Origin of the sequence: Maribacter sp. MMG018 (genome assembly GCF_018100785.1) — a bacterium.
Classification (GTDB): domain Bacteria; phylum Bacteroidota; class Bacteroidia; order Flavobacteriales; family Flavobacteriaceae; genus Maribacter.
This window is the reverse complement of sequence record NZ_JAGJEC010000002.1, coordinates 278315-290451: the sequence shown is the minus strand read 5'-3', so window position 1 is coordinate 290451 and position 12137 is coordinate 278315. Positions and strand designations below refer to the sequence as shown.

The 12137-nt window shown below is 45.7% G+C and carries 13 protein-coding genes; 12 read left to right on the top strand and 1 reads right to left on the bottom strand.

Annotation, left to right across the window (positions count from 1 at the left end; translation table 11 throughout):
• Positions 1–16 precede the first annotated feature (16 nt).
• The 12 genes from J8L85_RS09430 to J8L85_RS09375 all read left to right on the top strand — a co-directional run bounded on the left by J8L85_RS09430 (position 17) and on the right by J8L85_RS09375 (position 11217).
• On the top strand, positions 17–1609 hold the full coding sequence (locus J8L85_RS09430; RefSeq protein ID WP_211016745.1) for a nickel-dependent hydrogenase large subunit: 1593 nt from the start codon (positions 17–19) through the stop codon (positions 1607–1609).
• An 82-nt stretch (positions 1610–1691) separates the two neighbouring features.
• Positions 1692–2171, top strand: coding sequence for a hydrogenase maturation protease (locus J8L85_RS09425; RefSeq protein WP_076457191.1), 480 nt, complete (start codon positions 1692–1694; stop codon positions 2169–2171).
• The gene (locus J8L85_RS09420) at positions 2168–2488 is read left to right on the top strand and encodes a hypothetical protein (RefSeq protein WP_076457192.1); all 321 of its coding nucleotides are present in this window, start codon (positions 2168–2170) and stop codon (positions 2486–2488) included. Before J8L85_RS09425 ends, J8L85_RS09420 begins: the two co-directional genes overlap by 4 nt.
• Positions 2485–2742, top strand: a complete 258-nt coding sequence (locus J8L85_RS09415) for a hypothetical protein (RefSeq protein WP_211016744.1) — start codon at positions 2485–2487, stop codon at positions 2740–2742. The genes J8L85_RS09420 and J8L85_RS09415 overlap by 4 nt, the downstream gene beginning before the upstream one ends.
• A complete protein-coding gene (locus J8L85_RS09410; protein WP_211016742.1) occupies positions 2717–4198 on the top strand; it encodes a hypothetical protein in 1482 nt (493 codons plus the stop codon). Before J8L85_RS09415 ends, J8L85_RS09410 begins: the two co-directional genes overlap by 26 nt.
• Positions 4198–4545, top strand: a complete 348-nt coding sequence (locus tag J8L85_RS09405) for a hydrogenase maturation nickel metallochaperone HypA (protein ID WP_211016740.1) — start codon at positions 4198–4200, stop codon at positions 4543–4545. Before J8L85_RS09410 ends, J8L85_RS09405 begins: the two co-directional genes overlap by 1 nt.
• A 64-nt stretch (positions 4546–4609) precedes the next feature.
• Complete coding sequence (gene hypB / locus J8L85_RS09400) at positions 4610–5305, top strand: hydrogenase nickel incorporation protein HypB (protein WP_211016738.1); 696 nt, start codon at positions 4610–4612, stop codon at positions 5303–5305.
• Between the two features lie 58 nt (positions 5306–5363).
• The gene (gene hypF / locus J8L85_RS09395) at positions 5364–7625 is read left to right on the top strand and encodes a carbamoyltransferase HypF (RefSeq protein WP_211016736.1); all 2262 of its coding nucleotides are present in this window, start codon (positions 5364–5366) and stop codon (positions 7623–7625) included.
• Between the two features lie 3 nt (positions 7626–7628).
• Positions 7629–7907 carry a HypC/HybG/HupF family hydrogenase formation chaperone gene (locus J8L85_RS09390; protein ID WP_072995306.1) on the top strand — a complete coding sequence of 93 codons (279 nt, stop codon included), beginning with the start codon at positions 7629–7631 and terminating at the stop codon, positions 7905–7907.
• Between the two features lie 6 nt (positions 7908–7913).
• Positions 7914–9008, top strand: a complete 1095-nt coding sequence (hypD, locus tag J8L85_RS09385) for a hydrogenase formation protein HypD (RefSeq protein ID WP_211016734.1) — start codon at positions 7914–7916, stop codon at positions 9006–9008.
• Positions 9009–9017: 9 nt separating this feature from the next.
• Complete coding sequence (gene hypE, locus J8L85_RS09380) at positions 9018–10079, top strand: hydrogenase expression/formation protein HypE (protein WP_247656624.1); 1062 nt, start codon at positions 9018–9020, stop codon at positions 10077–10079.
• 43 nt (positions 10080–10122) lie between these two features.
• On the top strand, positions 10123–11217 hold the full coding sequence (locus J8L85_RS09375) for a hypothetical protein (RefSeq protein WP_211016732.1): 1095 nt from the start codon (positions 10123–10125) through the stop codon (positions 11215–11217).
• Here J8L85_RS09375 and J8L85_RS09370 read toward each other — a convergent pair.
• A complete protein-coding gene (locus tag J8L85_RS09370) occupies positions 11214–11918 on the bottom strand; it encodes a sulfite exporter TauE/SafE family protein (RefSeq protein ID WP_211016730.1) in 705 nt (234 codons plus the stop codon). The genes J8L85_RS09375 and J8L85_RS09370 overlap by 4 nt on opposite strands.
• Positions 11919–12137: the final 219 nt, after the last annotated feature.

Sequence of the window (12137 nt, the reverse complement as noted above, 5' to 3'; positions counted from 1 at the left end):
CCTTAAAGAATCTAAAATGTCAGTTAAAGAATTAAATATATCTCCTGTTGGCCGCGTTGAGGGCGATTTGGACGTAAAGGTCTATATCGACAACGGCAAGGTTACCCGTGCCCATACACAAGCGGCAATGTTCAGGGGCTTTGAAAAAATAATGGCGGGCAAGGACCCTCAATCGGGTCTCGTGGTTACGCCTAGAATCTGTGGAATCTGCGGAGGGTCTCACCTCTATTGTGCCTCTTCGGCTCTCGATACCGCATGGGGTACCAAGTTAACGCCCAATGCCCTTTTGTTAAGGGCCATCGGCCAGGCTTCGGAAACCCTTCAAAGTATCCCAAGATGGTTCTACGCCATCTTTGCGACCGATTTGGCGAATAAAAAATATGCAGATAAACCTTTATATAAGGAAGTAGTGAAACGCTGGTCCGCCTACGTCGGCGAAACCTTTCAAATTGGGTTGACCGCCAGTGGACTGCCCGTTCAGATATACGCTTTGTTCGGTGGCCAATGGCCGCACTCGAGCTATATGGTACCAGGTGGTGTCATGTGTGCCCCTACCTTAAAGGATATCACTAGGGCACATGCCATTCTCGCCCAGTTCAAAAATGATTGGCTAGAACCCATTTGGTTGGGTTGTTCCATTGAACGTTACATGGAAATCAAGACCTGGGACGATATGTTGGCGTGGGTCGAAGAAAACGAATCGCAGAGAAATAGCGACCTTGGGCTATTGATACGTGCAGGAATCGAATTCGGATTGGACAAATTCGGACAGGGGGTCGGTAAGTTCTTGGCAACGGGAACCTACTTGCATAAAGACATGTACAATAACCCGACTATCGAAGGTAGAAACGACGCCTTAATTTCGTCGAGCGGATTCTTCGACGGGGAAAACTATCATGTATTCGACCACATGAAGATCAGCGAGCACGTGAAGCACTCATGGTACGATAATCAAAAAGACGGACTCCACCCTTGGGACGAGCCCCTACCAACGCCCATGAAGTCGCAAACCTTGCACGAAACCGATTTTGACAATCAGTACAGCTGGGCCAAATCGCCACGTTACGACGGCCATGCCGCCGAAGCCGGACCATTGGCCCGTGCCATCATGAACGCCAACCCGGCCAACAAAGACCATCAGATTCAAGATCCTTTGTTCGGCGATATTATCAAAAAACTGGGACCCAGTGTATTTACCAGGGTATTGGCAAGGGTACATGAGGCACCAAGAATCTATACCTTCATAGAGAAATGGTTGTCCGAGATCGATTTGGATGGTGAATTCTACGTTAAACCCGTTGAGAAAGACGGTAAAGGTTTCGGTGCTACCGAGGCGGCACGTGGTGCCCTCGCACACTGGATCGAAATCGAAAATGGTGTGATCAAAAACTATCAGGTAATGGCACCGACCACATGGAACGTAGGTCCGCAAGATGCCAACGATAACCCGGGGCCTATAGAAACCGCCCTAATGGGTACCGAGATAGAAGATCCGTCAGATCCCGTGGAAGTAGGTATTGTGGCGCGTTCCTTCGATTCGTGCCTGGTATGTACCGTACATGCCCATGATGCACATAGTGGCGTTGAATTATCTCGATTTAAACTATAATTACAGATTTCGATAATGATTACCTTAGACCTCACAGATCTCTAAGACCTGTGAGGTCTTTATATCTAAAACAAGAAAGCACATGAAGACGGCAATAATGGGGTTTGGTAATCCGGTACGAAGCGATGATGCAGTAGGCATTTACGTTATTGAACAACTACGCGAAAAACTCCCCCAAACGGAAGATATCAGTATTTTTGACATGGGCACCGCTGCCTTTGAGGTACTCTTTGGCCTCAAGGGACACGATAAAATCATTTTGGTCGATGCGGTTTTAAACAGTAACGAGCCTGTAGGCACCTTGTTCAAGGTACCCGCGGAAGAGGTGATGAAGGCTCCGCAAGACGATCCTATGGTTTTTTTACATGGCATGAAATGGGACCAGGCCTTATCCTATACCAAAAAAATACTTCGCGATGAATATCCAGAGGATATCCAAGTATATCTCGTGGCCATTGAAAATACCAAGCTAGAGGTAGACCTTAGCGATGAAGTGAAAGACGCTGGGGACAAAATTGTACAACATATTTTGGAAGACCTAAAGCTATCGATACCCACGTGAGTTCAAAAATCAGCCTAAAAACATCCCATATTTACCTAGACCATGAATTGATAGCCCCCATTTTCGGGGAAAGCTTGTACGCTTATGTGACCTATGTAGAGGAACAAGGTCATATTTTGATTACGCCGGTCACAAGCCAATGGTTCGTAAAAATGTATAAACCCACGCAGTTTCTATTAAAATCGCGTAACTTAAAGGGTGATAAGACCCTTGCCGTACGTGAATTATTGATAGACAACGATTTGGATATGAGTGATAGGGAATTGGATTATGAGATTATTGAAAAGACCCAATTAATAAAGGTGGCCATTACATGACGAAAAAAAACAACAATTGGCTAATGGATGCCGAGGTACAATACAAAGTTACCCCGGTAAAAGGCCGTTGGGAAGTTTCGCTCATTTTCATCAACACCAAAGACCCCAAACAAGTATTGGTTCAGACCATGGGGGATTACAGAACAGAACGTCTGGCCGAGATATATGGCAGAAACATGATGTTAACAGCGGCCAAAGACCCGCGTGGCACACAAAAAGTAGATAAAGATGCTTACGATATTAACGACAACTAATGCCTTGCAGAAAGCAAATGATGCAATTGCGACCGTAGACCGATTGGATGAGCTGGTTACGGTAACCGAAGACCCCGAAGGCATACGGGATATAAAAACATTGACAGTGGATGTCGATACCATCTCCGTTCCCTTGGACTGGTATGATTTGGAACCGCCCTATGTGTTTCCCAAGATTCCGTTTACCCCAAAAAATTTGCTTGCCTTGGTTTTTTATAAATTGGGGAACCATCAAAAGGCCTTTGAATTTGTTTCGGAAAAATCGCCCCTGTACCACCACCTTCTTATCGCGACCCATTTACAGTTCGGCTATGAGATTTCGCACAATATGATCGATTTCTGCTATAATACCTCGGCCCATAACAGCGCCATTATCAACTATTACGGTGCCGTAGCGCCCTCCCCGGGGCATGCCGAGCTTAAAAAAGGATTCACCGAAGCCCTGTCAAAGGCCGAAAACGACGAGGTCAGGGTATTTACCGCAAAGCACTACCTGAATTTGTTATTGGATTCGGGAGAATTACAAGAGGCCGAACAATTGGCCGAAGAACAACTTAAGATAGCCGTTTCCGACGATGCCAAGAATGCCATGAACAGTCATTTGGCCGGTATTCTAATGGCCCAGTTACAGGTGCCCTACGACCCCGAAAAATTAAATGAGGTGCATGAGCTGCAATTGGGCTGCATTGCCTATTACGAAGAAAAAGGCTTGGGAGTACAGGCAGGTATGTTACTGGTCGATGCCGCCGAAATCGCGAACTTCAAGAAAGATTTCATCGCATCAAAGGAATTGATCAATAGGGCGATCCAATATTTTAGAAAGGAAGATATTCCCGAATTCTTGGGAGAAGCCATGTACAAAAAAGCCATTCTTTTGTACACTTGGTCAAAGAATGGAAATCCGCAGTATTACAAAGCGGCCATCAATGCCTTCCAAGATGTCTTAAAGGTCTTTAAACGGGACACACATCCGAAAAAATTTGCCGATGTACACCATAATTTGGCCCTTATCTATTCGGAAATTCCCGTATCATCAGAAGAAAAACCCATGTGGACGGCCTTTTGTGCTTCCTCCTTCAAAGAGGTACTGGCCTTCTATACCAAAGAAAAATATCCTTATGAAAATGCCATGGCCAGCCACAATTATGCCACGGCCCTGATGCATTTTCCTCCAGCGAAAATCCATGACAATCTAGAGAAGGCAGCGGGACTGTTTAACGAAGCCCTAGAAATACGAACGGCCAGTGACTATCCGTTCGAGCGGGCCCTCACCCTATTGAACCAATTGGAACTAGGCTGGCTTACGCACAACGAAAACAGTTCCGAAGAACTGAAAAAATACGAAGAAATGAAGGCTAAGGCCGAAGAGATAAAAACCTTGGTCGACGACAAAAACCTGATTGCCCAGGCCGATCAGCATTTAGAGGAATTGGAAAAAGTAAAAAGTTTAATTTAATGCACGAAACATCAATTGTAAATAGCATTATGCGTACCCTCGAACAGGAGTTCGAAAGGGAAAAGTTGGACAAAATGAAGGCTATTCATTTAAAGGTAGGCATCTTATCGAACATTGAGCCGCGTTTGTTGCACAATGCCTATAGCGCCTATCACCTCACCAATCCGGGGTACCACCATGTGCAACTGCATATAGAATCTACCCCTTTAAAAATCCAGTGCGAGGTATGTAACCACGTTACCGATGTACAGAACTATCGGTTTATCTGTGAAAACTGTGACCGGCCCAGCAAAAATGTGATCCAAGGTGAGGAAATGCTGATACACAAAGTAGAATTTGAAGACTGAACGCATCGGTCAAACGATTATAAAAAACGAATTACGACCTTGAAGGTCATCTAAAAAAAAGAAAATGGTAGACAAATCAACGAAAGCGGCACGGGGCACCGTGCAATGTGAAAACACGAACATCCATTTGCTAAAGGCCAATGATTTTGTGGCCGACAGTATAAAAAAGGAAATGACCAAGACCGGCACTCTTTTAATCAACATTACCTCTTCGGCAGGAAGCGGTAAAACGACCCTTATGCAAAAAACGGCAGAAAGGTTGAAAGACAAAATAAACATTGCCGTTATGGTCGGTGACCTCGAAACCGAACGGGATGCCGAACGCATCCGTGAAACGGGTATTCAGGCCCTACAGATCGTAACCGGGGGCATTTGCCATTTGGAAGCGCAAATGGTGCACCAGGTACTGGACCAATTCGACTTGGAAAACATTGATTTATTGTTTATTGAAAATGTGGGCAATTTGGTCTGTCCCTCTTCCTTTGACTTGGGTGAGGACTACCGCGTTACCCTAATGGCGACCACCGAAGGGGACGACAAACCGAAAAAATACCCAAAAATGTTCTTGACCAGTGATATGATGTTGGTTTCAAAGGCCGACCTGTTGCCCTATGTTCCTTTTTCGGTAGAAGCCGTTACCAAAGATGCCCGTGAAGTGAACCATGAAATAGAAGTATTGCAGATATCCTCCATTACCGATGAGGGTATCGACCAATGGTGCGATTGGTTATTGGAAAAAGTTAAACAAAAGAAAGGATAGGTCTTGGTAAAAGGACCTCACAGGTCTTTTAAGACAAGTGAGGTCTATATATGAAAGCATGGCGAAAACTTTTCAGATTATTATTTCAGGGCAGGTACAAGGAGTTGGATTTCGCCCTTTTGTCTATGGTTTGGCGTATCAATATCGATTAAAAGGCATGGTTTGCAACAATGGGGACGGTGTATTGGTCCATGTAAATTCGGAGGAAGAAAAGGCAACGGAATTTTTAAATGCTATTATAAAAAAGGCTCCGAAAATTTCGGTTATCCAATCCCATTCCATTTCCGAGATTTCTTTTCGTTCCTATGACGATTTTAAGATCCTTCCTTCTCAGGCCCAAAAGCAGATCAACATTCCCTTAACGCCCGATTTTGTCATTTGCGAATCCTGTAAATCTGAGATCAGGAATACGGCCGACCGCCGATACGGTTATGCCTTTACCACTTGTACCCAGTGCGGGCCCCGGTATGCGGTAACCACGAAGTTTCCCTTTGAAAGGATCAACACCTCCCTATCCGATTTTCACATGTGTACCCAATGTAAAACGGAGTACACCGATCCCAACGATCGACGTTTTCATTCGCAGACCAATAGCTGCAGGGAATGTGGTATTCAATTGAACCTAACCACTTCAGACGGAACTTCCATAGCTACCGATACCCTTGAGATCATAAAAAAAATTTCGGGCTTTATTCTTTCGGGAAACATCGTAGCCCTTAAAAACACGAACGGCTATTTGCTTTGTTGCAATGCCAATGACAAAACGGCCATAGCCCGGTTAAGGGAGAAAAAACAACGTCCCACCAAACCCTTTGCCCTACTCTATCCGTCCCTTGAAAAAATAAAAAAGGACTTTAAACTAGGTGCCGAGGAGGAAAAGGCACTTACCGCTTCGGCCGGGCCCATTGTTATTCTTGACCCCAAGAAAGGTATCGCCGATCTGGAACGGGAAAGCATCGCCCCCAAACTACACCAATTGGGCGTCATGTTGCCCTCTTCGGCCCTGCTTACGCTTTTGATGGACGCCTTGAAAATCCCCATTATCGCCACGAGCGGAAACATTCACGGTTCCCCGATCATTTCCGAAGCCGCCGATGCCGTAAAGAAATTAGCGGAGGTAGCCGATTATTTCGTACACCACAATTTAAACATCACCTTTCCGCAGGACGATTCGGTTGTTCGTTTTGCAGGTGAACAGCGAATTACCTTACGTCGTTCCCGTGGGCTCGCCCCCAATTATTTGAACGCCCCGTTTTCAGAAAATAAGAAGGTGCTCGCCATGGGCGCCCACCTAAAAAGCACCTTTGCTTTTGTTCCCAATACCCATACCTATGTGAGTCCCTATTTCGGAAACCTCGACAGTTATGACGTTTCACAACGCTATCAAAAAAGCATTGCACAACACATGGCCCTTTTTGATACAAGGCCCGAGCTTGTTTTGATCGATGCCCACCCCCAATACCAAAGCAGTATTCTGGGGAGGGAATGGGCCAACGAATGGAAGGCCGAACTACGGACCGTGCAACACCACAAGGCCCATTTCGCCAGTGTCTTGGGAGAACATGAACTCTTCGCTTCCAAAGAAAGAATAATGGGGGCCATTTGGGACGGCACCGGCCTGGGCGATGATGGTGCCATCTGGGGCGGTGAGTTTTTCATGTATAAAGACCACAAAATGGAACGCCTTGCCCATTTTGAATATGTAGATTGGATCGCTGCCGATAAAATGGCCAAGGAACCCCGTTTGTCATTGCTCTGTATGCTTCCCAAAACCGAAAGGGAAACGGTACGACAAAAATTTTCGGACACGGAATGGAAGATCTATAACAAGATGTTGGAAAAAAACACCCTAAAAACCTCTTCCGTAGGCCGCTTGTTCGATGCCGTTGCCTCACTTTTAGATATGGGAGACACGACTTCCTACGAAGGAGAGGCCGCCATGCTTTTAGAAAACACGGCCCGAGATGGTAATGGCGATACCCCTATTGATTTTCTGGCTGGAATCCCATATCAAAACATCCCCACAAAAAGCCTAATGGCCAACATTCTAAAAGCAAAAAAGGACGACATTCCCACATCGCGGATAGCGCACAGTTTTATCCACACCCTGGCCCTATCGATCGTAAAGACGGCAAAGGAAAACCATTGCGAAACCATAGCCTGTAGCGGGGGTGTTTTCCAGAATTCGGTATTGGTCGAAAAACTGTTGAAACTATCGAAAACACAAGGCTTCAAGTTAAAATTTAATCGTATATTGTCTAGTAACGACGAGAACATTTCGTTCGGACAATTATGCTATCATCACTATCTAAAAAATTGAAATATGTGCTTAGCAATTCCAGGAAAAATAAAGAGTATCGAATCCCAATATGACGGTATGGTGCGTATGGCCAAGGTATCTTTTGGCGGCATTACCAAAGAGGCCAGTCTAGAGATGCTGCCCGATGCCGACGTAGGTGATTATGTATTGGTGCACGTGGGTGTCGCCATTAGCAAAGTAGATGAGGAAGAAGCACAAAAAACGTTCAAATACCTCGAAGAAATAGGGGAATTGGGCGATTTGGAAGATGTGGACGAATACTTACCCAAAACCGATAAATAGCGAACTATGAAATACATGTCAGAATACCGCGACCCCGCGTTGGCGAAAAAGTATTTGGAGGAAATAAAAAGAACCGTTTCCCGACCTTGGTCCATTATGGAAGTTTGTGGGGGACAGACCCACAGTCTTGTAAAAAACGGCATTATTGAAATGTTGCCCGATAAGGTCACTATGATCCACGGGCCCGGTTGTCCGGTTTGTGTTACTCCCTTAAACCTTATAGACAAGGCCATTTATCTTGCTATGGAAAAAGGAGTCGTTCTGTGCTCTTTTGGCGATATGCTCCGCGTACCCGGTTCCGAAAAAAGCCTTCTAGAAGCCAAGGCAGAAGGTGCCGATGTTCGCATCTTATATTCACCTTTGGAGGCCGTTAAAATTGCGGAAGACAACCCCGACAAGGAAGTGGTCTTCTTTGCCGTAGGGTTTGAAACTACAGCTCCGGCCAATGCGCTATCGGTTGTGCATGCCCACCGTAGAGGAGTAAAAAACTATTCTATATTGGCATCGCATGTATTGGTACCACCTGCAATAAAAGCGGTAATAGACGATGAAGAAAGCAAGATCGATGGATTTTTGGCCGCAGGCCATGTCTGTACCATCATGGGCAACACAGAATACCATCCGTTATCTGCCGAATATAAGGTTCCTATTGTCGTAACCGGTTTTGAACCTTTGGATGTGCTTCAAGGTATATTGATGGTCATCCGCCAGTTGGAACAGAGCAAGTCGGAAGTTGAAAACCAATACGCCCGTATTGTTAGGGAGGAAGGAAACCCCGAAGCACAAAAAATCATCAATGAAGTATTCGAAGTGCGAAATCAAATGTGGCGTGGTATCGGTGAGATTCCAGATAGCGGTTATGCTGTGCGGGAAAAGTATGTAGAGTATGATGCAACAAAAAAGTACAACGTTAGTATATCGGAAGCTCCAGAAAACCCCTTGTGCATTTCAGGACAGATAATGAAGGGCATCAAAAAACCTTTTGAGTGCTCCCAATTTGGAAAAACATGTAAACCGACCAATCCCTTAGGCGCCCCCATGGTGAGTAGCGAAGGGGCCTGCGCCGCATACTATCACTTTTCCGGAATGGTGGAAGCTTAATCAAATTTTATGTCAGAAAATAATAAAATACGCATGCAACTGCAATGCCCCATGCCCAAACTGGACTTCGACGTCATTACCCTTGGGCACGGGAGCGGAGGAGTACTTACCAACAAATTATTGGACAGCGGGGTCTTTGACCTGCTCAGCAACGATATTTTAGACGAAAGACACGATGGTGCCTTTTTGGAACTAAATGGAAAGACCGCCTTTTCTACCGACAGTTTTCTAGTGTCACCCATCTTTTTTCCGGGTGGGAACATCGGTGAACTTGCGGTAAACGGAACGGTGAACGACCTGGCCATGTGCGGGGCTACCCCGAAATACCTATCCTTGAGCTTTATTATCGAGGAAGGCCTGCCCGTAAAGGAGTTTTGGGATATTTTGGTCGCCATCAAATTTGCTTGTAAAAAAGCCGGGGTCCAAATTGTAACCGGTGACACCAAGGTGGTGGAAAAGGGAAAGGGTGATAAAATATTCATCAACACATCCGGGGTGGGTCCGATACATCCAAAGGCCCATATCAGCACCCAAAATATAGCGGTGGGCGATAAAATTATTATCAGCGGTAATATCGCCTCGCACGGAATGGCCATAATGTCGGTACGTGAAGGACTGGAATTCGATTCCGAAATAAAAAGTGACACCACCAACCTCAACCATACGATTATCGAACTGATCGATGCTTACGGGGCCGACATTCACCTATTGACCGACCCCACACGTGGCGGTGTGGCAACGGTGCTAAAGGAAATAGCCCAATCGTCGGAAATAGGGATCGACCTCTTTCAAAAAGACCTCCCTATCGACGACCAAGTGGCAAGCGCCTGCGAACTCTTGGGCCTCGACCCACTGTACGTCGCCAACGAGGGACTTTTTATCGCCTTTGTATCGGAAGCATCGGCAGATGCCGTTTTGGAACGATTGCGGCAAGATGAAAAGGGCAAGGATGCACAGATCATCGGAAGCGTAGTCGGCGAACACCCCAAACAAGTGATTATGGAAAGCGGTATAGGCGGTAAACGGGTAATCAGCATGTTGCCCGGTGAACAATTACCAAGAATCTGCTAAACAAAGAACACAAAAGAGCTCCGATACCCATCAAACCATACTTATGAATTTTGAAACTTTAGGTCCGAACGTTACCAACTCGTATATTTTTAAAGGTTCGGAACAAACACCCTTTTTGGCTCCAAGAGGGGTTTTTGTGGCCAACAACCATCTTTTTGTTTCCGATACGGGCAGAAATCGCGTGTTTATTTGGAAGCAGTTGCCCACATCGGAATATCAGGAACCCGATATCGTCTTAGGGCAATCGAACATTTCGGAAACCGGAAGAAATTCGGGGGGTCTTGTATCTGAAAGCACCTTGCACTACCCTTCCGGTATTTGGAGCGACGGCCGTGTATTGATCGTCGGCGATGCATGGAACCATCGGGTGCTGATCTGGCATACCCTACCTACAAAAAATGGGCAGGCGGCGGATGTAGTCGTGGGCCAACCCGATTTTCGTTCCAACCAACCCAATGTCAAGGGTATAGGGAACACCCCTTCTGCACAGACCCTTAATTGGCCCTACGGGGTTTTTTCGGATGGAAGCCACCTATGGATCGCCGATACCGGAAACCGCAGGATCCTTTTTTATGAAGACATCCCCAAAACCAATTATAAAGCGGCCGACAAGGTTATCGGGAAACCCGATTTTACGACCCGCGATTACGAAAACCACGAGCCCATTTGGCCTTATTCGGTGAAAGTGAACGCCAACAACCAAATGGTCGTCGCCGATACGCAATTCTACAGAAACCTGATATGGAACAATGCGGAAGATGCCTTTTCAAAACCGGCCGATGTAATCGTTGGTCAAGCGAATTTTGATGCCTGCGGACAGAACCAATTTGGCCTCTTCCCCAGTTCAAAATCCTTAAACTGGACCTACGATGCCTGTTTTTATAAGGACGGACTTTTGGTAAACGATACTGGGAACAGTAGGATATTATGGTTCGAAACCCTTCCAAAAGATAACAATGCCGAGGCCACGGCCGTCATCGGAAAGCGCGATTTTAAGACGGGAAGTGAAAACAAGGAAACCCTACACGGCACCTCAAGCTCGCTCTACTGGCCCTTTTCCATCTCTACCCAAGGGAACAAGCTGATTATTGCCGATACGGGCAACCACCGCCTGGTGATTACCGATCTAAAATTTTAGAGGCCCAAATACAACCAATACACCCCTACGAAAATGGCGAAGAGTCCGCCCGAAAGTCGTACCGCCTTAAAAAGTGATTTGCTCTGGCCCTTGGCATAACCGGACACTTTTCCCAACAGAAAGGTATAGACGGTCATGGCCAACACCGTTCCGATACCAAAGCCAGCGATGTATTGAAGACTGTCTACTTGACTTTCGAATCCCAATACCGGAAGAAGAAGTATAAAATGCGCCACTCCGGCAAGTCCGTGCAGCACACCGATACCAAAAGAAGACCAGACATTTTGTTTTACCTTTTTATCGTGGGAATGGGAATGTTCGAGTTTATTGGTGTCATGATCATGTTCGTGTACATGGATATAGGGCTCGTCCCCATCGTGTACATGGGGGTGTTTGTGCCCTTTGGCCTTGTAAAAAAGACTGAACAGAGCCCATAACCCAATGGCGATCAGCACTACCCCGACCAATTGTTCGCTGTGTTCCGATATTTTTTCGATAGGAATGTACTCTTTAAAGGCCAGAAAAAGAAGTCCTATGAGGAGCATTCCAACTAAATGTCCAAAACCCCAAAACAGACCTATTTTCCATACTTTTCGTCGGGTTTCAATGGCCAGTGGCGTTACTGCGGCCAAGTGGTCCGGACCTGAAACCACATGCAGTACGGCAGCCGCAACACCGGCAAACAAAGGAAAGTTGATCATAGTATATATTAATAGCAACAATTTAATAAAATACTGTGCAAAAAAGCAAAAAAGAACTATTTATATTACTAATAGGTAACACAAACTTCTGAAGAAGTTTGTGTTTTAAAAGACAACTTGTACCCCGCAATGGTCAAGCCAAGATTTTTATGTTTTTATTAAAAAAAACAGTTTTAAGGGCGTTACTCTTTTTTCTCCCCATTCTTTGTGTTAGAACAG